The 23414-nt window shown below is 35.9% G+C and carries 16 protein-coding genes, 2 tRNA genes and 2 pseudogenes; 10 read left to right on the top strand and 10 right to left on the bottom strand.

Translation table 11 applies throughout. From position 1 onward, the window contains the following. Positions 1 to 77 precede the first annotated feature (77 nt). A pseudogene (locus tag KBP46_RS21160) lies at positions 78 to 1042 on the top strand (YpdA family putative bacillithiol disulfide reductase). A gap of 81 nt (positions 1043 to 1123) precedes the next feature. Here KBP46_RS21160 and KBP46_RS21155 read toward each other — a convergent pair. Further along, complete coding sequence (locus tag KBP46_RS21155) at positions 1124 to 2305, bottom strand: MFS transporter (RefSeq protein WP_216445510.1); 1182 nt, start codon at positions 2303 to 2305, stop codon at positions 1124 to 1126. A 297-nt stretch (positions 2306 to 2602) separates the two neighbouring features. Here KBP46_RS21155 and KBP46_RS21150 point away from each other — a divergent pair, with 297 nt between their 5' ends. The 3 genes from KBP46_RS21150 to KBP46_RS21140 all read left to right on the top strand — a co-directional run bounded on the left by KBP46_RS21150 (position 2603) and on the right by KBP46_RS21140 (position 6407). Then, the gene (locus tag KBP46_RS21150; protein WP_120231945.1) at positions 2603 to 3481 is read left to right on the top strand and encodes an AraC family transcriptional regulator; all 879 of its coding nucleotides are present in this window, start codon (positions 2603 to 2605) and stop codon (positions 3479 to 3481) included. Positions 3482 to 3570: 89 nt separating this feature from the next. Further along, positions 3571 to 5499 carry an oleate hydratase gene (locus KBP46_RS21145; RefSeq protein WP_216444105.1) on the top strand — a complete coding sequence of 643 codons (1929 nt, stop codon included), beginning with the start codon at positions 3571 to 3573 and terminating at the stop codon, positions 5497 to 5499. A gap of 11 nt (positions 5500 to 5510) precedes the next feature. Further along, complete coding sequence (locus KBP46_RS21140; RefSeq protein ID WP_216444104.1) at positions 5511 to 6407, top strand: 3-hydroxyacyl-CoA dehydrogenase; 897 nt, start codon at positions 5511 to 5513, stop codon at positions 6405 to 6407. Between the two features lie 92 nt (positions 6408 to 6499). Here KBP46_RS21140 and KBP46_RS21135 read toward each other — a convergent pair whose 3' ends face one another. After that, positions 6500 to 8173 (bottom strand): glutamine--tRNA ligase/YqeY domain fusion protein, encoded by a 1674-nt coding sequence (locus KBP46_RS21135; RefSeq protein ID WP_062674372.1) that lies wholly within the window; start codon positions 8171 to 8173, stop codon positions 6500 to 6502. A gap of 152 nt (positions 8174 to 8325) precedes the next feature. Here KBP46_RS21135 and KBP46_RS21130 point away from each other — a divergent pair, with 152 nt between their 5' ends. Both KBP46_RS21130 and KBP46_RS21125 read left to right on the top strand, forming a co-directional pair. Beyond that, a complete protein-coding gene (locus tag KBP46_RS21130) occupies positions 8326 to 9456 on the top strand; it encodes an alpha/beta hydrolase (protein WP_216444103.1) in 1131 nt (376 codons plus the stop codon). Between the two features lie 448 nt (positions 9457 to 9904). Further along, a complete protein-coding gene (locus KBP46_RS21125) occupies positions 9905 to 10072 on the top strand; it encodes a hypothetical protein (protein WP_157885773.1) in 168 nt (55 codons plus the stop codon). A 14-nt stretch (positions 10073 to 10086) separates the two neighbouring features. On the opposite strand, the gene KBP46_RS21120 is transcribed toward KBP46_RS21125, so the two are convergent. Next, positions 10087 to 11091: an o-succinylbenzoate synthase gene (locus KBP46_RS21120; RefSeq protein ID WP_120231948.1), complete on the bottom strand. Its 1005-nt coding sequence runs from the start codon at positions 11089 to 11091 to the stop codon at positions 10087 to 10089. Further along, positions 11092 to 12108 carry a class 1 fructose-bisphosphatase gene (gene fbp / locus KBP46_RS21115; RefSeq protein WP_034695188.1) on the bottom strand — a complete coding sequence of 339 codons (1017 nt, stop codon included), beginning with the start codon at positions 12106 to 12108 and terminating at the stop codon, positions 11092 to 11094. A gap of 322 nt (positions 12109 to 12430) precedes the next feature. On the opposite strand from fbp, the gene KBP46_RS21110 reads away from it, so the two are divergent. From KBP46_RS21110 to KBP46_RS21100, 3 genes are all read left to right on the top strand, one after another. After that, complete coding sequence (locus KBP46_RS21110; protein WP_062674367.1) at positions 12431 to 13669, top strand: aspartate kinase; 1239 nt, start codon at positions 12431 to 12433, stop codon at positions 13667 to 13669. A gap of 22 nt (positions 13670 to 13691) precedes the next feature. After that, positions 13692 to 15533, top strand: coding sequence for a lysophospholipid acyltransferase family protein (locus KBP46_RS21105; RefSeq protein WP_062674365.1), 1842 nt, complete (start codon positions 13692 to 13694; stop codon positions 15531 to 15533). Between the two features lie 109 nt (positions 15534 to 15642). Beyond that, positions 15643 to 15715: transfer RNA gene (locus KBP46_RS21100), tRNA-Phe, on the top strand. Between the two features lie 586 nt (positions 15716 to 16301). Here the strand turns inward: KBP46_RS21100 and KBP46_RS21095 are convergent. Then, positions 16302 to 16692: pseudogene (locus tag KBP46_RS21095) on the bottom strand (hypothetical protein); the annotation flags it as partial. 126 nt (positions 16693 to 16818) lie between these two features. Beyond that, positions 16819 to 17223, bottom strand: a complete 405-nt coding sequence (gene tssD, locus KBP46_RS21090; protein WP_034695169.1) for a type VI secretion system tube protein TssD — start codon at positions 17221 to 17223, stop codon at positions 16819 to 16821. Positions 17224 to 17764: 541 nt separating this feature from the next. Here tssD and KBP46_RS21085 point away from each other — a divergent pair. After that, positions 17765 to 17837, top strand: a tRNA-Phe gene (locus tag KBP46_RS21085). Positions 17838 to 17955: 118 nt separating this feature from the next. Here the strand turns inward: KBP46_RS21085 and KBP46_RS21080 are convergent. From KBP46_RS21080 to KBP46_RS21065, 4 genes are read right to left on the bottom strand one after another with little or no spacing between them, the layout of a single operon-like run. Continuing rightward, positions 17956 to 19008: an aldose epimerase family protein gene (locus tag KBP46_RS21080; RefSeq protein ID WP_216444101.1), complete on the bottom strand. Its 1053-nt coding sequence runs from the start codon at positions 19006 to 19008 to the stop codon at positions 17956 to 17958. Between the two features lie 2 nt (positions 19009 to 19010). Beyond that, complete coding sequence (locus KBP46_RS21075; RefSeq protein ID WP_216444100.1) at positions 19011 to 20294, bottom strand: galactokinase family protein; 1284 nt, start codon at positions 20292 to 20294, stop codon at positions 19011 to 19013. A gap of 48 nt (positions 20295 to 20342) precedes the next feature. Beyond that, complete coding sequence (locus KBP46_RS21070) at positions 20343 to 21401, bottom strand: UDP-glucose--hexose-1-phosphate uridylyltransferase (RefSeq protein WP_062674359.1); 1059 nt, start codon at positions 21399 to 21401, stop codon at positions 20343 to 20345. Positions 21402 to 21420: 19 nt separating this feature from the next. After that, positions 21421 to 23304: a beta-galactosidase gene (locus KBP46_RS21065; RefSeq protein WP_216444099.1), complete on the bottom strand. Its 1884-nt coding sequence runs from the start codon at positions 23302 to 23304 to the stop codon at positions 21421 to 21423. Positions 23305 to 23414 lie beyond the last annotated feature (110 nt).

Genomic DNA, 23414 nt, shown 5'->3' with positions numbered 1-23414 from the left:
GATGTAAAGAGATAAAGACTATGAGAGTTGATGGGTTTGGGCTTCTCATTTTAAAAATTACATCGTACATTTGTTAGATGGAAATGTTGGATATTCTGATTATCGGAGCCGGACCAATCGGTTTAAACTGCGCCCTTGAAGCTCAAAAAAACAATCTTAGTCATATAATCATAGAAAAAGGAACTATTGTCAATTCATTGTACAATTATCCTTTATATATGCGTTTCTTCTCTACTGCAGAAAAACTGGAAATTGACGAAGTGCCATTTATTTCTACTGCTCCAAAGCCGGGGAGACAGGAAGCTCTGGAATACTATCAGGGCATTGCAAGACAAAAAGATCTGAATATCAATCTTTATGAAAAGGTTTTGAATGTCTTGAAAAAGGATGAAATATTTGAAATCAAAACTACCAAAGCAATCTATCGGGCTAAAATGTAGTTATTGCTACGGGATTCTATGATATTCCCAATCTTATGAATATTTCAGGAGAAAATCTTCCGAAAGTCAAACATTATTATACAGAACCCTATCCTTACGCAAGACAGAAAATTGTTGTTGTAGGATCAAGTAACTCTGCTGTAGATGCAGCCCTGGAAACCTACAGAAAAGGAGCTGAAGTGACGATGATTGTCCGTCATTCTGAGATTTCAAAAAGTGTAAAATACTGGGTAAAACCCGATATTGAAAACAGAATTGCAGAGGGCAGCATTAAAGCTCATTTTAATGCAGAAATGATCGAGATTAAAGAAAATTCTGTTGTTTTTAGAGATGAGAACGGAGCTATTCATGAAATTGACAATGATTTTGTACTGGCCATGACAGGCTATCTTCCTGATTTTGATTTTCTGAAAAATTCAGGAATAGAACTTAACGGGGACTGCCTGAATCCATTTTACAATCCTGAAACCATGGAAACCAATATTTCTAATCTCTATCTTGCAGGTGTGGTATGCGGAGGAAAAGATACTCACCTTTGGTTCATTGAAAATTCAAGGATTCATGCCAATATGATTATTAATTCGATTCTTTCAAAATCTTAATCGTAAACGACTAATATATAGTAAAAGTTTTCGGGCAATTTCTACGAAATTGCCCGAAAACTTTTTATTTAATCAAAAGCGCTATATCATCTCTTTTTCTACCTTATTTTTATCCTTAAGCATCCATGGAATGATAAAGTAAAAACCAATCGCAATAAATACTGCAAGCAGCCCGGTTCCGATCCATAATACATTGAATCCTAATTTTTCTGCAATCAGTGTTCCTATATAAGGTGTAATGATAAATGCGATAGAAAATGACATCCCGTTCAGTCCCATATAAGCCCCTTTATTGTTTTCTCCCGAACGTAATGCTGTAATGGTAGACATAAATGGAAGTGTCCATATTTCTCCCACACAAAGTAATGTCATAGACAGCACAAGGGTAATCAGACTGTAATCGAAAGCCAGCATGGCATAGGAAATCCCACACAGGAAAGTCCCGAACAGCATTGTAAAGGCTAAAGTAAAATACTTCTCAGCAATCTGTACCAGCCCCATTTCAAGCAGAACTATCAGAAAACCACTGTATCCCAGAATATATCCGATATTCTGCTGACTTAGATGAGCTGTATCCTTATAAAATATCGTCAGGGTACTGAACAACTGGAAGAAACATATGGAAAACAGCATACAGAATATACAATAAATAAGGAATTTACTGTCGCGGTAGGGTGAACTTTCTTTTTTAATAATAATAGCTTCTTTTACCTTTTTTGCTTTCAGTTTAGCTAATCGTGCCCGGTTTTTAAAGAACCAGATATACATCAATCCTGCCAGCAAAGCAGCCAATGCATTGCTGAAAAACAGAAATTCATAAGAAATAGCCGACAAAATACCACCCAGTGCAGGACCAATAGAAAACCCAAGATTAACGGCCATACGATTGAGCGAGAAAGCACGGGTAATATTTTCAGGTTTTGCATATTTGGTAATCGCCACCGAGTTTGCGGGACGGAACGTTTCACTTACAATACTTTGGGCTAAAATAATTCCTGCCAATCCGGCTTCTGTTGTAAAAAGCGGAATCAAGCAGAATAAAGGAACGCTGAGCAGCAAACTCAGACTCTGCACCCTGTACTCTCCTATTTTATCCGTAATCATACCTCCAAGCCATGATCCGATAACCGAACCTATTCCAAAAAAGCTCAGTACAATTCCGGAATTTTCAATACTGAAATGCAAATGATTCGTCATATAAACTCCCAGAAACGGAAGTACCATAGAACCGGCCCTGTTGATGAGCATTACCAACGCCAGCATCCAACTCTCCTGCGAGAGTCCTTTGAAAGAACTCGTATATACGTTAATTAATCTCACAATAATATTTTGGGGAAATTTGACAGTGCAAAATTAGATAAAAATAACCCAAAAGTCTTTGTTTAAACCCTATTTTTATCAATAACCTTCAACAGACAATCACCTTTAATCTGAAAAAACAGTTTTATCTGCTATATAAAAACAATAAACTTTTATAAAAATCGTAAATTGCAGTAAAAACAGATGCTTTTATACTGAATTCACTTAGAAACATAATAAAATTTTAACCAATACTGAAGAATGATAACCTACGAAAATTTACATGATACGCTATCTTTTTACAGTATTGACTGCTGCCAATCCTATTACATTTCTTCCGGAAAACCCATTTTTGAATTTCCAAAAGCTCCTTTCAGAATGGATTATTATGCACTATGTATATGTACTGCCGGAGAAATCAATATTGAAATAGACCGTCAGAAATACAAAGTAGATGCTGACAGCTTTCTTATTGCAGCACCTTCTACCATTGTGAAATTTGGAAAAACCAGTGATGATTTTACGATGAAACTGCTGTTCTTCGACAAGAACTTTCTGATTAAAAATATTTCCAATCCTTTTATCATTGAGAAAATGAATCTTTTCTCCAAAGGCTCATACAGTATTGTAAAAACTACGGCAACCAATTCTTCACTTCTGCAAAATCTTCTGGATTACCTCGATAAAAAATCGAAAAAGCAGGGAAAATTTACAGAGGAGATTATCCGTACCATTATTTTCAATCTTCTGCTGGAGACTGCTGAGATTATGGAACAGGAAAATGCTGCAAATCCGGAAAAGGAAGAAGGAAAAAAAGACCTTTATCTCAAATTCAGTAAACTGATCCGTGAAAACATCACCCGGGAAAGAACGGTTCAGTTTTATGCGGATCAACTTCATGTTTCCAATAAATACCTCATCGAAATCATTAAGAAATCAAGCGGAAAAACACCTCATGAAGTGATTGATGAAGCATTACTGAAGGAAGCGTATGTCATGCTTGGAAATCCTGAGATCACCATATCGGAGATCGCCTTTGAGCTTCAGTTTAACTCAGCATCAGCTTTCGGCCGTTTCTTTAAAAAACATACGGCACTTTCCCCTTCGGAGTACAGAACTAAAGAAAATATTCAGTCATGAGAATTTGGGGATAATAATTCTGAACTTGGGGATATATATCGCTTTCTGAATAGAGGTACCTTTATACTGTTAATTAAAAACAATAAAAGATGAGTACGATCAATTCAAAATTCGATAAAGTTTTAAATGCCTCTGAGCAGTTTGGAAATGTAAACCACGAACCGGATTCAAGTAAAGAAGTTCAGATTAACACTCCTGAAAAAACGATGCCTTTCTCCGATCAGATCGGAAATTATCAACGTAATAAAGGTATTCCTCTGCAATCTTACGAAAACAGTAAAATCTATATTGTCGGAAGCGGAATTGCCGGAATGTCGGCAGCGTATTATTTTATCCGTGACGGCCGTGTTCCCGGTAAAAATATTGTTTTTCTTGATCAGCTAAATGTAGAAGGCGGATCTTTGGATGGAGCCGGTAACGCAAAAGACGGTTACATCATCCGTGGAGGAAGAGAAATGGATATGACTTATGAAAATCTATGGGATATGTTCCAGGATATTCCTGCTTTGGAGCTGCCTGCTCCTTATAGTGTATTGGATGAATACCGTCTTGTTAATGACAACGACCCGAATTACTCTAAAGCAAGATTGATCCACAACCAAGGACAGATTAAAGATTTCAGCAAATTCGGACTTGAGAAAAAAGATCAGCTGGCGATTGTAAAACTCCTGCTTAAGAAAAAAGAAGAACTGGATGATCTTACGATTGAAGATTATTTTTCTCAATCTTTCCTCAACAGTAATTTCTGGTTCTTCTGGCGTTCTATGTTTGCCTTCGAAAACTGGCACAGCTTACTGGAACTGAAACTGTATATGCACAGATTCCTTCACGCCATTGACGGAATGAAAGACTTCTCATGTCTTGTATTCCCCAAATATAACCAGTACGACACGTATGTAACTCCATTAAAAAACTTCCTGGTGGAAAAAGGGGTGCAGATCCAGTTTAATACTTTGGTAAAAGATCTTGATATTCATATTAATACGGAAGGAAAAACTGTAGAAGGAATTATCACTGAACAAAATGGCGAAGAAGTAAGAATACCGGTTGGTAAAGACGACTACGTTATTGTAACTACCGGATCTATGACAGAAAGTACGTTCTACGGTGACAACAATACCGTTCCTGAGGTTACGATAGACAACAGCAGTGCAGGACAAAGTGCAGGATGGAAGCTTTGGAAAAATCTTGCTGCAAAATCTGAAGTATTCGGGAAACCTGAAAAATTCTGTAGCCACATTGAAAAATCTTCATGGGAGTCTGCTACCTTAACCTGCCGTCCTTCTGCTTTCACAGAGAAACTGAAAGAACTGTGTGTAAATGATCCTTATTCAGGAAGAACAGCCACAGGAGGTATTATTACCATTACAGATTCTAATTGGGTAATGAGCTTTACCTGCAACAGGCAACCGCACTTCCCTACTCAGCCGGATGACATCCTTGTAGTTTGGGTATATGCTTTACTGATGGATAAAGAAGGTAATTATATCAAAAAAACAATGCCTCAGTGTACCGGGAACGAGATTCTGTCCGAGCTTTGCTACCACCTTGGAATAACAGATCAGCTGGATAATGTCACAGAAAATACCATTGTACGTACCGCATTCATGCCTTATATCACGTCTATGTTTATGCCTAGAGCGATGGGAGACCGTCCGAGAGTGGTTCCTGAAGGATGTACCAACTTAGGTCTTGTAGGACAGTTTGTAGAAACCAATAACGATGTTGTCTTCACTATGGAAAGCTCTGTGAGAACTGCGAGAATAGCTGTTTACAGCCTTCTTAATCTTAACAAACAAGTGCCGGATATCAATCCGTTACAATATGACATCCGACATTTATTAAAAGCTACCCAGGCTTTGAATGACTATAAACCTTTCTTAGGAGAAGGGATTTTAAGAAAAATATTAAAAGGAACTTATTTTGAACATATTCTGGTAAACCGTCCGGAAGAAAAAGAAGAACATGAATCTTTCTTAACCAGATTTCAGGAATGGGTAAAAGGAGTAAAAGACTAAAAATAAATCTCATGGATTTTAAAAATATAACGATAGCGGGAAGCGGCGTATTAGGATATCAGATCGCTTTCCAGACGGCCTATCACGGTTTCAACGTTACCGTATATGATATCAATGATGAAGTATTGGAAAAAGCCAAAGGTAAATTCACCGCTTTAAGTGAAGCTTACAAAAAAGATCTGGGCGCAACGAAGGAACAACTTGATGCCACATTTAAAAATATCAATTATTCATCAGACCTTGCTGTAGCAGTAAAAGATGCCGATCTTCTGATAGAAGCAGTTCCAGAAGATCCAGCAATTAAAACAGAATTCTACCATAAGCTGGCTAAGGTTGCCCCGGAAAAAACAGTATTTGCAACGAATTCTTCTACTCTTCTTCCAAGTCAGTTTGCTGAAGATACAGGAAGACCGGAGAAATTTGTAGCCCTCCATTTTGCCAATGAAATCTGGAAGCACAATACCGGAGAGGTAATGCGGCATCCGGGAACTTCTCAGGAGGTATTTGATTCTGTAATCAGATTTGCGAAAGCGATTGGAATGGTAGCACTGCCTATCCAGAAGGAACAACCCGGGTATATTGTCAATTCATTATTGGTTCCGCTGCTTGGCGCTGCAGTCAATCTCTGGGTTGATGAAGTATCAGATATAGAAACCATTGATAAGACATGGATGGTAGCTACAGGAGCACCTGCAGGGCCATTTGGTATTCTGGATATTGTAGGAATTACGACGGCTTATAATATCAATAAGATGGAAGCTGAAGAAACTCAGGATCCATTAAAGATAAAAGCTGTAGAAAAATTAAAAAAAGAATATATTGATAAAGGAAAACTGGGAGTATTGACCGGGGAGGGATTTTATAAATATCCGAATCCCGCCTATCAGGACAAGGATTTTCTGAAGTAGAATCCTACACTTCAAGATTTTAAGCTATTAAATAATAAAAGCAGGACTTGTATGAAGTCCTGCTTTTTGTTTTTATGATCTATTCCTGAAAATTATTCAGGTTTATAAGAATCTTTCAATGTTACTGTTCTGTTAAATACCAATGTATCATCTGTAGAATCCTGATCTTTCGTAAAATATCCGATTCTCTGGAACTGTAATGGTTCTCCCACAGCAACTTCTTTCAGGCTCGGTTCAGCAAATCCTTTCACTGTAGTTACAGACTCAGGATTGATGAAGTTTAAGAAATCTACATCTTTTTCCGCATCAGGCTGTTCCACTGTAAACAGTTGGTTGTAGATTCTTACTTCTACAGGAATAGCATGTTTTGCAGATACCCAATGTAAAGTTCCCTTTACTTTTCTTAAACTTTCCTCTGTTCCGCTTCCTGACTTACTCTTCTCATCATACGTAGCGTAGATCGTTGTAATCTCACCATTTTCATCCTTCTCCACCCTTTCGGCTTTGATGATGTAAGCAGACTTCAAACGAACTTCTCCTCCTAATTTGAGTCTGAAGAATTTATTGTTAGCTTCTTCTTTGAAATCTTCACGTTCAATATAGATTTCTCTTGAGAATGGAACTTCTCTTGTTCCTGCATTTTCCTGTTCAGGATTATTCTCAGTTTCTAACCATTCTTCCTTATCTTCCGGATAGTTTTCGATCACTAATTTCACTGGATCTACTACTGCCATTACACGCTTGGCAACCTTATTCAGGTCTTCACGCACGCAGAAATCCAGTAACTGAATTTCGATAAGGTTTTCTCTTTTCGCTACCCCTACTTTTTCAATAAAGTTTCTGATAGAAGTAGGAGTAAATCCTTTTCTTCTCATCCCAGAGATAGTAGGCATTCTAGGATCATCCCATCCGGTTACTACTCCTTCAGCTACCAATCTTTGCAGCTTTCTTTTGGAAGTAATCATATAGGAAACATTCATCCTTGCAAATTCTCTCTGCTTATTTTTAACATTTCCTTCTTCATAAACCTGATCTAAATACCAGTTATACAAAGGTCTGTGATTTTCAAACTCCAAAGAACAAAGGGAATGTGAAACCTGTTCTATATAATCGGATTCACCATGAGCCCAGTCGTACATAGGATAAATTTTCCAAGCTGTACCGGTTCTGTGGTGAGGTTTATTCAAAATTCTGTACATCACAGGGTCACGCATATTCATGTTAGGTGAAACCATGTCAATTTTTGCACGAAGAGACATTGAACCACTTTCAAATTCTCCGTTTTTCATCCTTTCGAATAAATCTAAAGACTCTTCAACAGGACGATTTCTGTATGGGGATTCAATTCCCGGCTCTGCAGGATTTTTTCTTTGCTCAGTAATCACTTCAGACGGCTGCTCATCTACGTAAGCTTTTCCTTCTTTAATTAACCGAACTGCCCAATCATAAAGCTGCTGGAAGTAATCGGATGCATACAAAACTTTATCCCATTTGAAACCTAACCATTCTACATCTTTCATAATAGAATCTACGAATTCCTGTTCTTCTTTCTCAGGGTTCGTATCGTCGAAACGAAGGTTTACCGGAGCATTGTATTTTTCACCAAGCCCAAAGTTGATGCAGATGGCTTTTGTATGCCCTACATGCAGATAACCATTGGGTTCAGGTGGAAAACGGAAACGGATCTGATCTCTTCTTAAACCGTTTGCCAGATCATCTTCTATAATTTGCTCAATAAAATTGAGTGATTTTTTTTCTTCTTCCATTAAAGTAGCTTTTATTTTTTTGCAAAAAAAGTTTCACAAAGTTACGGAAAAATAAGCTTTTGTAAAAGTGGTAATTTAAATGCCTTACCTGTTGTATTTCAATATTTTTCACTAATTTAGGAAAGCTAATACCATTTTAACCATTAACCGTTATGGCTGTTTATATCTTAAGCAACCGGAAAATTATCCGGCATAAAGGTGAAAGAGTAGACTCTTTTTCCAATGAAGAATACTCGATTCCCAATTTCAGGATCGCCAAATGCAATTTTGACAATTATAAGGAACCTACTGCACAGGCCAAAAAGAAAAAAGACTATACCAACAGAAACATTTTAGATTACAAACTTTTTTCTGAGCCTGAAAAACAGGGGTATGAAGAGGTTTTAGACGTTCTGTTGAGCGAAAAAGGGATTAAAAACTCCCCTCTTACAGCCAATAATCTTGGTGGCACCCAAAGAATGTTTTATGAATTGTACAAAAACATGTCTTCTACAAAAGACAGAAGCGATGTCATGATATTCATCCATGGTTATTTATATGATTTTGATGATGAGTTAAAAGCCATACTTGATCTGAAAAAAATATTTATTGATAATCCAGCCTCTCCTGTGGAGCATATTTTATTTGTAAGCTGGCCCGCCTCCGGCAGTATAATCCCATTGAGTTATTTTGATGATAAAGCTTCCAGCATCAATTCGGGAACATCTTTGATGAGATTGTTCTATTTCTATACTCAGTTTTTAAAAGATATTTTTTCCAACCGGGATCTTGCTCCCTGCAATCAAAGAATACATCTTGTGGCTCACTCTATGGGAAACAGAGTGCTTCAAAGTATGTTATACAGCCTTAAAAGGGAAAATATCCTTCGTGTTATCGACCAGGTCATCCTGTTAAATGCTGACGTGAGCTATAAAGTATTTGAAGATGCTGAGGATTCATTTAATAAGCTGCCCTTACTGGCTAACAGGATTTCTATTTACTTAAACAGACAGGATATTATTCTGGCGGCTTCTCAGTTCACGAAAAATATTCTCACTCCAAGGCTGGGTAAAAATGGTCCGAGCGGTATTGATCAATATAAAGATATTGTGTCTGTCATCGACTGTACCTTTGTAAAAGATGATCTTCTCAATAGTCTTAAATATGAAGTAGGAAATCATTGGGGATATCTTTCAAGCTCGCAGGTACAGCATGATATTTTCCAAAATTTATATGGAATTGACAGAAATCTTATTTCCAACAGATCTAAAGATAGTGAAAACATTTTCACAATTTTTTCTTAACAAATAATTAAAATAATCTCCAAAAAATGAATTATAAGTTAAAAATCTGCTAAGAAATATCAGTATGGCACAATGATTGCTAATTCATTTGTTAGGGAATTACAATTTTTAATTATGGGACAGATTAAAAAAAGGTTTTCTGATATATTAAACTATATAAAGAAAGCCATTTTCGTAAAAGATGTGATTTAATTGAGTAACAACCTCTAAAATCAACAAAATATTCGATCTATAACTGCCAGGTCCTCCTACAGACCGGATTAAAAAAAAATTCAAATATTCTGAACAGGAAGGGATTGCAGGTGCAAACTGAAACCAACCAAATTCATATTCAACACTATCTAAATATTTCAGGGAAATTGTTAAATAATATTAAATAATTCCCCACATGTTGTATAATTCAAAATAGTTATCGACATTTACTTACCAATCAAATAAAATCAATAACATGAAAAATCTAAAGAAAATCAAAAGAGGAGAATTAAAAAAAATCAAAGGAGGAAGACCACCTCTTGGATGCAACAGTTGGAATCCGGTTGCCATGTGCTGCAGATCATGGGCTCCTGACTATTGTGGACAAACTACCTGTCCGGATTCACCTCCACCATTATGCTAATTAATTTTTAACAGTTATATTTTGAACCACAGCAGCTCATTTCTGAGTTCTAAATCGGATTCAAAATTATTGACAAATAAAGCTCCAGTGCCTAAACCTTGAGGCATTGGATTTTTTTTGGTAAATGTATACTGAGCAATGGCGTTCAAGCCGATATTACTTTCCAAAGCTGAAGTAATCCACCAACCTATATTCTGATTTTCTGCCAGAGAAATCCATTCATCTGAACCAGAAAATCCTCCTACTAAAGCAGGTTTCAGAATGATATATTGAGGATTTATCCTTTCTAAAAGTTGTTTCTTTTTTTCAGGATCAATAATTCCGATCAGTTCTTCATCCAATGCAATCGGAGTAGGTGTTTTTGCACATAGCTCAGCCATATCATCCCAATTTCCAGCCTTGATAGGCTGTTCAATGGAATGAATATGAAGATCAGCAAGTTGTTGTAAAACAGTAACCGCTTCCTCTTTACTGAATCCCCCATTGGCATCCACACGAAGTTCCAGTTGTTCTTTGGAGAACTTTTCTCTTAATTTCTGAAGAATAACATGCTCAGATTTCCAGTCGACACCAATTTTTAATTTGATACAGTGAAAGCCTTTTTCCAGTTTTTCCTGAATCTGTTCTTCCATATACGCTGCGTCGCCCATCCATATCAGACCGTTGATGGTAATGGCAGACTTTCCTTCGGTAAATTCACTTGGAAAATATAGGCTGCCTCCATATCTTAAATTCTGAATGGCCTGCTCATATCCAAACCAGATGGAAGGAAATTCTTTCAGTTCTCCTTTCAAAAAGTCGGTATCCTGATTGATATTCTCACAAAGCCACTTCAGTTTTTCTTCATAATCGGGTCTGTCATCAAAACTCAGTCCTCTGAAGATAGCGCATTCCCCTACTCCTTTTCTTCCATCTTCGGAAATGGTCAGAATAAAAGTCTCTTTATCAAGCAAAACGCCGCGAGATGTTCCACTCGGGCGTTTAAATTGTAATAAATATTGTAAGTATGTTGCTTCCATTTATTTCACGCTGTCGATACGCATAAATTCTTCAGCTTTTTCTACCATTTCAATACTTCCGCAGAAGAAAGGAATTCTTTGGTGAAGTTCTGTAGGCTCTATTTCAAGAATTCTTCTGAATCCATCAGTTGCTTTTGCTCCTGCCTGCTCTGCCAGAAAGGCCATTGGATTACATTCGTATAAAAGTCTTAATTTACCATTCGGAGCTTGTGAATAAGAAGGATAAATATAAATACCTCCTTTCAGCATGTTTCTGTGGAAGTCTGCTACCAAAGAACCGATATATCTTGAAGTATATGGGCGGTCTCCTTCTTCCATCTGGCAGTATTTAAGGTAGTTTTTTACACCCTGAGGAAATTTGATATAGTTACCTTCGTTAATAGAATAGATTTTACCCGTTTTTGGGAAAGTCATGTTAGGATGAGAAAGATAATATGTTCCTAAAGATGGATCTAATGTAAATCCGTTTACTCCATTTCCTGTTGTGTAAACAATCATGGTAGATGAACCGTAAATAACATATCCTGCAGCAATCTGGTTGATTCCTTTCTGTAAAAAGTCTTCCAACTGTACCGGTGTTCCAGGTTCTGTAACTCTCCTGTAAATCGAGAAAATAGTTCCTACGGAAACATTTACGTCAATATTGGAAGATCCGTCCAAAGGATCAATTAATACAACATATTTACTCAAATGTCCGTTTTCACCACATTTAATATCAATAAAGTCATCATTTTCTTCAGAAGCAATACCACAAACAACCTCCCTCTGAGACAAAGCCGTAATAAAAATTTCGTTAGCGATAACGTCTAATTTCTGCTGCTCTTCTCCCTGTACGTTTTGGTTTCCTGCAGCCCCTGTAATATCTACAATTCCGGCTTTATTTACTTCTCTGTTTACCACTTTCGAAGCCAATCTTATTGCACTTAGAAGACGAGAGAATTCACCTGTAGAATACTGAAAATCGTCCTGTTTATCTATAAGAAATTCTCCTAAAGTCTGTAATGGTTGATTTGACATATTTTTCTTTTTACGTTTTGCCCAAATTTCGGAAAATTTATTACATTAAGAAAATTTAATTAAAAAAGAGATTAAGTACTGTATTTCAGTACAATACAAATAAAACATAACATAACACCTGGTCATTATTAAAAATTACACCTCCAAATTTGTTTGCTAAGACCCACAAAAAAATAAATTATTTCATTATTTGTTGATTTTAAGGAAATCTTAATTCTATCTCTGCGCCAGGCTATTTCATATCTCGTTGTAAATTTATAATTTTGACGTCCGTAAAAAACTCATGTAATTTTTATCTAACAATTTTATTTTTAACAATTTAATGAAAATTTTCAAGTTTGGTGGAGCATCCGTAAAAGATGCTGACAGTGTAAAAAATGTGTCCATGGTTCTAAAAAGCCAGGGATTTGCCAAATGCTTGCTGGTAATTTCAGCAATGGGCAAGACTACAAATGAGTTGGAAAAAGTTGTAGAACTGTATTTCAAAAAAGATAACTATCAAACTGAGATCGAAAAGATAAAACGAAAACACATGGAGATTGCGGAAGGACTTTTTCCTGAAAATCATGCGGTTTTTGCTGAAATTAATCTCTTCTTTGATGATATTGATTCTTTTTTAAGAAGAAATAAATCTCCTAACTACAACTTCGTATACGATCAGGTGGTAAGTTGCGGAGAAATGATCTCTACTAAAATTGTGAGTGAGTATCTGAATGAAATTCAATTTACGAATCAATGGCTGGATGCCAGAGATTATGTAAAAACGGATAATTCTTACAGAGAAGGCACGGTAGACTGGGCAAGAACAGAAGAGTTTATTTCCCATCTAAATCCTGAAATCTGCTATGTAACACAAGGATTTATTGGATCTGACGACAATAATTTTACCGTAACGTTAGGAAGAGAGGGTTCTGACTACTCTGCTGCTATTTTTGCATACTGCTTAAATGCAGAAGCAATGACGATCTGGAAAGATGTACCGGGAGTAATGACCGGAGATCCGAGAAAATTCAACGATGTAACTCTTCTTTCCAACATTTCTTATGAAGAAGCAATTGAAATGGCTTATTATGGAGCAAGTGTTATTCACCCAAAAACATTACAGCCGCTACAGCAAAAAAACATTCCTTTTTATGTAAAATCTTTCTTAGACCCTACCAAAGAAGGAACAAAAGTAGGTGCTTCCGACAAAAACCAACAGGAAGAATCTTATATTCTGAAAGAAAACCAGGATCTTTTGAAAATCTCTACCAGAGACTTCTCTTTTATTGCAGAAGATCATATGAGCCTGATTTTTGGATACTTGTCTAAGTACAAAATTAAAGTTTCCCTGATGCAGAATTCTGCAATCTCTCTGGCACTGTGCCTTGAGGATAAATTTAATCATATTGATGAGCTCAACGAAGAGCTTCAAAAAATTTTTAAAACCGAAGCAATTAAAAATGTATCTTTATTCACAGTAAGAAATGCGAAGAAGGATCACATTGATAAATTTTACCATGAAAAAAATGTATTATTGGAACAAATCTCCAAGAATACTCTTCAAATGGTAACACAATAATATTAATTGCGACTAAACACACATGAGTTTAATTTCGAAAAACGATCTGATCAAAGCTTCCGGCTTAAATAAAATTGGGTTTCTCAAGAACCCGGTAGCATCTGCTGTGATGAGCATTGCTAAAATAAATGAAGTAAATAAATTATACGATAAATTAAAAGACAAGGAAGGCAAAGACTTTTTCGACTCATTTGTGAGAGAAAGAAACCTAAGCTATGTAGCTTTTGAAGAGGATCTGGCAAAGATTCCGAAAACGGGACCGTTTATTCTCGTTTCCAATCACCCGCTGGGTGCTATTGACGGTATTCTGATGTGCAAGGTCCTGACAGAGGTTCGTCCGGATTTCAAAGTAATGGGGAATTTCCTTTTGGAAAAGATCAAACCTATGGAACCGTATGTAATCGCTGTAAATCCTTTTGAAAACAGAAAAGAAGCGTACAGCAGCTCTTCAGGAATGCGAGAAACCCTCAAGCATTTGCAAAACGGAGGCTGTGTAGGTATATTCCCGGCAGGAGAAGTTTCTAATAAAAACAATCCTTATGGAGAAATTTTAGATAAGGAATGGGAAAAAACGGCACTTAAGCTGATCAGAATGGCTAAAGTGCCGGTAGTTCCTATGTATTTCCATGCTAAGAACAGCCGACTTTTTTATCAGGTGGCTAAGCTTCACCCGAATTTACAGACACTGATGCTTCCAGCAGAAATGATGAATGACAGGGAAAAACCTATCAGAATCAGAATCGGACGTCCTATTACCGTAAAGGCAATGGATGATATGGAAACGATTGAGGAATTGGGAGAGTTTCTGAAACGTAAGGTGTATATGATGAAATCTTACTATGAAAAGAGAAAATCTCTTGCTCAAAGCATCAATCTTCAGAATTTATCGGTAAAGTTTCCTTTATTGAAGGAAGAAAACATTGTTCAGAATATCATTGATGAAACTCCTCTGGAAGACATTATTAAAGATGTTGATAAACTGAGAGGAACTGATAAAATGCTTTTCAGTAACGGAAATTATGAGATCTACTTTACGACTTACGAAGAAATCCCTTCTATTATGAGGGAAATCGGACGTCAGAGAGAGCTTACTTTCCGTGCAGTAGGTGAGGGAAGTAATCTTCCATTTGACCTTGATGAGTATGACAAACATTACCACCATCTTTTCCTATGGGATAACGGTGAGAAAAAACTGGCTGGTGCTTACAGAATGGCATTGGGTAGAGAGGTAATGAAGAAATACGGCATCAAAGGCTTCTATACAAGCTCTTTATTTGAGTTTGAACAGGACATTCATCCTTTCTTCAAAAAAGTGATTGAAATGGGTCGTGCTTACATCTGTCAGGAATATCAGCAGAAACCTCTTCCACTCTTCCTTTTATGGAGAGGGATTGTGCATGTATGTCTGAGAAATCCTGATCATAAATTCCTTATGGGTGGCGTGAGTATTTCGAACAAGTTCTCTGAGTTCTCAAAATCGCTGATGATTGAGTTTATGCGTTCCAATTATTTTGATTCCGCAGTAGCTCAGTATATCACTCCAAGGAATGAATATAAAGTAAAGCTTCGTGACAGAGATAAAAACATTTTCTTTGAGGAAATGGAGTCTGATTTGAATAAGCTGGACAAGATTATTGATGATCTTGAACCTGAATTGAGACTTCCTGTTCTGATCAAAAAATACATCAAACAAAATGCTAAAGTAATTGCTTTCAACGTTGACCCTAACTTCAATGATGCCATTGACGGATTGATGTACATCCGAATCAGTGATCTTCCGGAAAACACGATCAAACCGGTATTGGAGGAGATGAGCGAGCAAATCAGAAAGGAGCAGGAAAATAATCCAGCTGATAATCAGTAAGTTTTTAACTTTATTCAAAAAAAGTACGATGAATACTTGCTTTGTATACTAAAACTTACTACTTTTGCATCACTTTAAAACAACGAAGTAAGTCAAACAAAAATATAATGGTTTCTTAGCTCAGTTGGTAGAGCAATGGATTGAAAATCCATGTGTCCCTGGTTCGATTCCTGGAGAAACCACTTTAAAACCTCTGATTAGTCAGAGGTTTTTTTGTTTTCTATTTATTCCGATTTATGTTCCATAATTCCCTGAACTCGTACCAAACTAGCTTTTAAATCAGGCAGCCCATACTAATTGTTTTTCTGCATTTCTTCTTTCAACTTAGGCCATTTAACCTTACTTTTTGAATCATCTTCAAAATACGCTCCTAAAATATTCTATCTAGATTCCCAGCCACCCTATTCCTATCATTTTTTTGAACAAGAAATCATAAGTATTTGCAAGATAAGCTACCATTTTTTAAAATAAAAGCACAGTTAGATTTAAATGTGCTTTATATATTATTTTTTAGGATGCTGTTTTCTCCATTCTGTAATATTCATAGGTTGGTTATCTGGACCGCAGGTAGCGTTATACTCACATTCTTCAACAACATATTCATCGTGGTCTGCATTGTCCCACTATTCTTTAAATTTAGGAAGGTTAAAATAATTATTTTTCTGTAAAATATTTACTTCCTCCTGATCTAAAAGAAACGTAACCTCCCCATCAATTTTAGAGTTTTCTCCGTATCCTTAAACAAATCTTTTGTCATACTGAGCCTTCCATTTTAGTATGACTGCTGCTGTTATACCACAAAAACTTAGGATTGGCATGAACAGCATTCAGTTCTACCTGAACATCTGTCGCATTACTTCCATAGACAAGAGAGATCGGTTTTCAGAAGTCGGAAGTTTGCCAAAATGAAGTACTTCACCATCATAGTAAAACTGTTCTCCGTAAGCTTCGGCTGTTCTTGCAATTGAGCTTTCCCAAGAGAATCATGGGCCAGAATAAGTTCAAAATTGTGATGGCGTCTCGCACTCTGCTGTAGGCGGAAATGCTTGAAGTGTTTGATTATTTTGCCTTCAATCACAATATCCAGTTTTACCACACGGTTGATTCCGGGAATATGATTCTCAGAAATCTTATCGGAATTTGAGGCATTTTTATTCATAGTGATTAGGTGTTTTTTCAGAACTTTATTTGGAATAAACAGTCGTTCTATAAGGTTAAAAAAGGCAGAACAGTGTCCCTTGAAACGGGTGTACTATTCTGCCTGATATTTAAATTCTGAATATGCTTAAGAAGGCCATGCTCCGAAGTACGAAGAATTCCCCAGATCTATCTGCTCTGCACTTACCACAAAACTAATATACATACTGTTGTCATCCACAGCGTCGAAATCTACTTCATGCTGAATTACATAACCATTGTTCCACTTTAATGTTGTTAGTGTTCCTTCTTCGTGAGATTTGTTGAAAGTAATCTCTCCTACTGTAGGCTTATACTTTCCGTTCAGTAAACTTTCCAGGATGTCTGATTTATCCGTAGCTTCCACCGTAATTTTGATAAGAGCATTGGAAGGATCTGATGCTACACGTCCTGATACATCTGTAGCTCTTGATACGCTATAATTAAGTTTTAATAGCTTTTGTCCTTCTCCGTTGTTGAATTTTAAAATTCCTCTTGAGTTTCTTTCTGCCATGATTATAAATTTTAATGGTTAATGTATTGTGATTGTTTGCTTTCTATATCACCAAATATAGATGTATTTATAAAAAGCAAATAGTGTTTATTATTAAATTTAAAAAAATGTAGTAATAGTACGACTAACACTTGTTAGGTGAATTAAGTATTATAAATCAAGTGTTTGCTGTTTTTCACAATTAAAAATCGGATTATTTTATGGCCTGTTTAACATTGTTTGAAGAAGCAACAATTTAACTCCAAAAATAGTCCAGCAGAAAAAATCTTCTCCTCCATCATTTGTAAGTACAATATTTTTGGAAAAAATCGCTAGATATCAGGTCTGAAAATCTTTTAATAAGGCTCTTTGAGAATTATATTCAAAAAACAGAAAAAAAATAAAACATACCAAAAGACTGATGAACAATACATTAAAGCTATAATCCAGTTATACCAGCATATTTATTCAAAAAAATTAACCGAAAAACTTGTGCGGTATTATAAAATGTTATACTTTTGCATCACTTTAAAACAACGAAGTAATAAACGAAAACATAAATGGTTTCTTAGCTCAGTTGGTAGAGCAATGGATTGAAAATCCATGTGTCCCTGGTTCGATTCCTGGAGAAACCACTTCAAAACCTCTAATTTATTTTAGAGGTTTTTTGTTTTTTATATGGAACTTCTTTTCAGCGGTCTCTAAAGTTGAGCCACATCAAAAAATTAATCAATTGTTAAGTCTAATTGGATATTAATAAACTGAAAATTTGTATATAGTTGAATGTTTATATACATTTTTAGGAGTTAGTATAGGTGATGGAAAATGAGATTGATTAATAGCGTCGGGAAAATTTTGCGTTTCTAAACAAAAAGCTTCTCTTTCCTGGTAGATGTGATCTTCTTTTCCTTTTACATTTTTTATCCAATTGGCAGTATATAACTGCAAACCCGGCATAGTGGTAAAGACTTCCATTTTTCTACCGGACCGTGGCTCTATAACAGTAGCTGCTAAATCTAAACGATGAATAGGGTGCTTTAAAACAAAATTATGATCATATCCATTTCCAATCTTAAGTTGATCATGATCCGTATTAATTCTGTCCCCAATACCTGTTAAGAAGGTAAAATCAAACGGAGTATTTTTTACTGTTAAAATCTCGCCTGTAGGTTCAAGATTTTTTGTAAGAGGAGTGTAAAAATCAGCCTCAATCTGCAATTGATGGTTATTTATTGTCCCACTACCCTCTCCTGCTAAATTAAAATAAGAATGGTTTACCAGATTGAGTATGGTTTCCTGGTCTGTTGTCCCTGAATAATCTAACCTTAATTCATTATTTTCATTAATGGAATAAGTTACCGTTACAGATAGTGTACCAGGGTAGCCCTCTTCCCCGTCAGGAGAAGTGTATTGAAAAGTCACTTCCGAGGCAGAAGATTCTTTAACATCCCATAATTTTTTATCAAAACCCTTCATACCACCATGTAAATGATTATCTTCATTATTAACTGTTAATGAGTATTCTTTTCTGTTTAACATGAATTTTCCTTTCCTGATACGATTAGCGCATCTCCCACAAATGGCACCTTGATAAAATTCATTATTGTCTATGTATTCTTGTGCTGTTTCATATCCCTGTACCACATCTGCCTGTTTTCCGTCTTTATCTTTCACATTAATGCTCACTATAATTGCCCCATAATTTGTCACCTGTACAATCATTCCATTTTGATTGTTAAGAGTAAATAACCGGACTTTTTGTTGGTTGTGAACTGTATTAAAAGTCACTTCATTGATGACACCCATTTTTAAAAGTCTAATTTAACAACTCCTTTTTGCCTGATGAATAAGGGATGACAGGAACCTGCTCCAAATAAATGATTTAAAGTTGTGGTATATTTATCAAGCAAATTTTCAGGGACAAAGGCCTGTATTGTTCCTGCAAACCCTCCACCATGCACACGCCAGGCTCCGGCACCTTTTAGTACCAATTCGCTGTAAGCTAATCCCAATGACACGGCTTGTTCACGTATATTATTTGCTACATAAACATTTTGATTGTACATATACGAACTATGCCCCGAGTCTATGACCAATTGTAAAAATTTTTTAAAATCATTATTCTCTAATGCAGTCACTTCGTCTACTACCCGGTCATTTTCACATTCAAAATGAATGGCTCTTAAAATAGCCCGGTCTCCTACTTTCTTACGGATAGAAGGGGCGATATCCATCACTTTTTCCAGAGTGGTTTCTCTCAGCACACTACATCCTAAATGGGCGGCAACGTCTTTCATTTCTTTAGGTAAAACAGCGTATTCATCATTCAAATTAGTGTGATCGCCCTGAGTATCTGTGATCACTAAAGAAAAACCAGTAGATTCAAAATCAAAATTTACTTTTTTAACAACAGGATTGGTTACGTCTGCAAAGTCGATGATTACCAATCCTCCCACTGAACAAGCTACCTGATCCATTAATCCACAAGGTTTTCCAAAGAAAACATTTTCTGCATATTGTCCAATACGGGCATTTAGTATAGGATCTATGTTACCATCATTAAATAAATGACTTACAATTGCGCCAATTAAAACCTCAAATGATGCTGATGAACTTAATCCGGAACCTTTAGGAACGCATCCATCAATTACAGCATCAAATCCTCCTATTTTATATCCCAATTCATTTAATCGGGCATTAATTCCACGAACAAGGGCATTAGAGGTTAAAAATTCGTTCTGATTGGGAATAAGGTGGTTCAAATCTACTTCAAATGACTGATAACCTGAAGATTCAATCCGGATCACATTGGAGTTATTTTTAGCAGCAACGGCTATATTATCTAAGTTTATGGCACTCGCTAATACGCGACCATGATTATGATCTGTGTGGTTACCTCCAATTTCGGTTCGCCCCGGTGAACTAAAAACAGAAACCTCTTTTTCTCCAAAAATTTCTTTAAAACGAGATAATGTTTTGGTATACCGGATTGCCTGCTGATGTAATAATTCTGAGTTTTGTCCGTACAACTCTCTAAATTGAGGAATATCACCTTCACTAATTAAAGAATCAATATATTTATTATTTGACATGTATTGGTATCTGATTTATAAAACAGTCTATTGTTATGAAGAGCTATTCTATTTATTTTTATAATGTATTGTTGAGCTTTTTTTAAGAATCTCAGCACTTTGTTCGGGAGTAATATCTCTTTGGGCTTCTGCTAACATTTCGTATCCTACCATGAATTTTTTCACACTAGCTGAACGAAGCAAAGGAGGATAAAAATGCATATGAAAATGCCATTCTTCATGTGATTCCAAGTCTGTAGGTGCCTGATGTATTCCTGCAGAATAAGGGAAAGAAATTGAGAAAATATTATCGTATTTCGTGGTCAGATCTTTCAATATCTGAGCAAATAAAGCCTGGTCCTCATGTGAAAAATCCGATAGACTATTTAAAGGTATCTTACTAATGATCATTGTTTCATAGGGCCAGGTTGCCCAAAATGGAACCAGAGCCACAAAACCTTTATTTTCTAAAATAATTCGCTCCTTACTTTCAATTTCTTTTTGAAGATAATCATACAAAAGAGTTGTTCCATGTTTATCATAATAGCTTTTCAAATTTTGCTGTGTTCTGACCACTTGAGAAGGAATGGATGCCTGTGCCCAAATCTGACCATGAGGATGAGGATTACTACAACCCATCACTGCCCCTTTGTTTTCAAAAATCTGAACATAATTAATATAATCCAGTTTCCCCAGACTCTGATATTCTTCTTTCCAGACGGACACCACCTTTGTAATTGCTTCTACAGACATTTCAGGAAGAGTCAATGAATGGTCATGTGAAAAGCAGATGACCCGGTTAATTCCTCTTTCAGGTTTCATTTTAAATAACTCATCCTCTTCATCATCCGCTTTATCTGTGGTTACTTCTTCTTTCAATAAAGCTCCAAAATCATTATCGAATACATATACACCTTCATAATGGGGGTTTTGGGTCTCATTAGCTCTTGAATTTCCGGGACATAAATAACATTTTGGATCATATTGATTTTGAATGCTTGTTAAGGGCTTTTCCTCTTGTCCCTGCCATGGGCGTTTAGCCCTTTGAGGTGATACCAAAACCCATTCATCCAATAAAGGATTATATCTTCTATGTGGATGATTTTTGCTATTAAATGAATTACTCATACTGAGTTTATTATTTATATCAGTTTGACCCGTTTTCAGGGTTTAATTTGTCCAAAATAGGTTCGGATAATGTGTTTAATTCTTTTTGAAGTTTATTATTTTTCTGTTCAAAAATAACAATCTCATTATTCCCCTTTTTTAAGTAACATCCCGGTAAATACAGAGTCTGTTGTGGTCCTACCGACCAATATCTTCCCAGATTAATTCCATTGACAAATACAATCCCTTTTCCGAAAGGCCGCATATCTAAAAAAGTGTCTCCCACCTGCGATACATTAAAATTCCCTTTATAGATAACTGGTCTGTTCTCTTTCACATCGGATTTTTGTTTTGCATCAATTACCGGAGCCTTTTCAAAAGGAAGTCCGTACATTTCCCAATCTCCTGTTATTTTTCGGTCATTAATAAATACAGGGGAAATAATTCCTTTTGTATTCTTATTAATCTCAGACCCGTAATTAATTCTCCCCATGTTTTCTACTATAATGTCTAATTTTCCATTGAAGGGTATATTAACATTACATTCATATTTTTTATAATAACGGTTAAGCTCTCCTACTTTTTCCCCATTCACATATACAATCGCATAATCTCTTAATCCATCTAGTTTTAAAGTTCCTTTAATGGGCTGATTAAAATTTTTGCTATACCAAACATAGCCATGCCCTTGATTTAACTGCTCAAAAGTCAAAGGATTATCATTAATTACTGATTTTATATTCTTTTTTAAATCTTCTAAATCAATTGCCTGAGATAGTTGAATACCCGCAATCTTAATAACTGGAATTCTAGAAGGAACAGGAGGGGTAGAGGAATTTTTTAATAATTCTCTTAATTTCATATACTTTTCGGTTTCCCAACCTGCCTCAGTAATAGGTGCATCATAATCATAACTGGTCATACTTGGCTGTATAGCATGATCTTTATCGTAATTAGCTCCAGAGGTAAATCCGAAGTTAGTTCCTCCATGTACCATATAAATATTAAAAGAAATATCATTATTCATGAATTTTTCAATGTGACCTTTTACTCTTTCTGCTGCTTTACGGGGAAAAGGTTCTGCCCAATGGTCTAACCAGCCCGGATAGTATTCCGCTACCATAAAAGGGCCTTTCCCATTATGGTATTTTTTCACCTCTTTCTTAATATTTTCCGGGTCTTCATCTCCATTTGCCGTTGGTAAAGCGCCAGGCAAAGCACCTCCTTCAAATAACCAGTCTCCGTCTGAGGTAAAAAACTCCATTCCTTTGAAACCAACTTCTTTTAATTGATCAAATACTGAAGAACTGTATTTTTTATGATCTTCCAACTTAATGTCCTCCCGTTGACTAACAAAAGATCCGAATTCATTTTCTCCCTGCACCATAACAATAGGACCTCCATTAACAATCAAATAAGGTTTCACCACCTTATAAAGCTCTGTAAAATAAGCTTTTGTTGAATTTAAAAATGGAGTATTATATTCTCTGATTTTCATATCCTTGTCGTTTTGTAAAAACCAGGGATAACCACCGAATTCCCATTCTGCACATACATAAGGACCTGGGCGAAGGATTACCATTAAACCTTCTTCTTTTGCTATTTTTAAAAATTCAGCTAAGTTTCGATTTCCGGTTTGAAAATCCCATTTTCCAGGAGCTATTTCATGATAATTCCAAAAAACATAAGTAGCTATCGTATTTAAACCCATAGCTTTAACCATTTGCAACCGATGTCTCCAATAAGCCTGGGGAATTCTGGCGTAATGAATCTCACCAGAATGCAATTTAATTGCCTGTCCGTTCAATTTAAATTCTCCATCTTCAATTTTGAAAGATTCATATTTAAGAGGTTTTTGCTGGGCATTTATTACAGTTGCTCCCACTAAACAAAAGGCTAAAATTATGTTTTTAATAAACTTCATTGTATATGTTGTATTAGCGATTAAAGTTAATTATGTATTAAAACAAATTTATAAATTTACCTGATGCTGCCATACTGGTTACCACCGGTTTTTGCAGCTTTACCACCAGT

Origin of the sequence: Chryseobacterium sp. PCH239 (genome assembly GCF_018924625.1) — a bacterium.
GTDB classification, from domain to species: Bacteria; Bacteroidota; Bacteroidia; order Flavobacteriales; family Weeksellaceae; genus Chryseobacterium; species Chryseobacterium cucumeris.
Note: the sequence above shows the minus strand (reverse complement) of the source record. Positions and strands in the feature narration are given on the sequence as shown.

Excerpts from the sequence above, each read along its gene's own strand:
- KBP46_RS21155 (WP_216445510.1), bottom strand. The coding sequence starts at position 2,305 with ATGCTGGCGTTGGTAATGCTCATCAACAGGGCCGGTTCTATGGTACTT.
- KBP46_RS21150 (WP_120231945.1), top strand. The coding sequence starts at position 2,603 with ATGATAACCTACGAAAATTTACATGATACGCTATCTTTTTACAGTATT.
- KBP46_RS21145 (WP_216444105.1), top strand. The coding sequence starts at position 3,571 with ATGAGTACGATCAATTCAAAATTCGATAAAGTTTTAAATGCCTCTGAG.
- KBP46_RS21140 (WP_216444104.1), top strand. The coding sequence starts at position 5,511 with ATGGATTTTAAAAATATAACGATAGCGGGAAGCGGCGTATTAGGATAT.
- KBP46_RS21135 (WP_062674372.1), bottom strand. The coding sequence starts at position 8,173 with ATGGAAGAAGAAAAAAAATCACTCAATTTTATTGAGCAAATTATAGAA.
- KBP46_RS21130 (WP_216444103.1), top strand. The coding sequence starts at position 8,326 with ATGGCTGTTTATATCTTAAGCAACCGGAAAATTATCCGGCATAAAGGT.
- KBP46_RS21125 (WP_157885773.1), top strand. The coding sequence starts at position 9,905 with ATGAAAAATCTAAAGAAAATCAAAAGAGGAGAATTAAAAAAAATCAAA.
- KBP46_RS21120 (WP_120231948.1), bottom strand. The coding sequence starts at position 11,091 with ATGGAAGCAACATACTTACAATATTTATTACAATTTAAACGCCCGAGT.
- fbp (WP_034695188.1), bottom strand. The coding sequence starts at position 12,108 with ATGTCAAATCAACCATTACAGACTTTAGGAGAATTTCTTATAGATAAA.
- KBP46_RS21110 (WP_062674367.1), top strand. The coding sequence starts at position 12,431 with ATGAAAATTTTCAAGTTTGGTGGAGCATCCGTAAAAGATGCTGACAGT.
- KBP46_RS21105 (WP_062674365.1), top strand. The coding sequence starts at position 13,692 with ATGAGTTTAATTTCGAAAAACGATCTGATCAAAGCTTCCGGCTTAAAT.
- tssD (WP_034695169.1), bottom strand. The coding sequence starts at position 17,223 with ATGGCAGAAAGAAACTCAAGAGGAATTTTAAAATTCAACAACGGAGAA.
- KBP46_RS21080 (WP_216444101.1), bottom strand. The coding sequence starts at position 19,008 with ATGGGTGTCATCAATGAAGTGACTTTTAATACAGTTCACAACCAACAA.
- KBP46_RS21075 (WP_216444100.1), bottom strand. The coding sequence starts at position 20,294 with ATGTCAAATAATAAATATATTGATTCTTTAATTAGTGAAGGTGATATT.
- KBP46_RS21070 (WP_062674359.1), bottom strand. The coding sequence starts at position 21,401 with ATGAGTAATTCATTTAATAGCAAAAATCATCCACATAGAAGATATAAT.
- KBP46_RS21065 (WP_216444099.1), bottom strand. The coding sequence starts at position 23,304 with ATGAAGTTTATTAAAAACATAATTTTAGCCTTTTGTTTAGTGGGAGCA.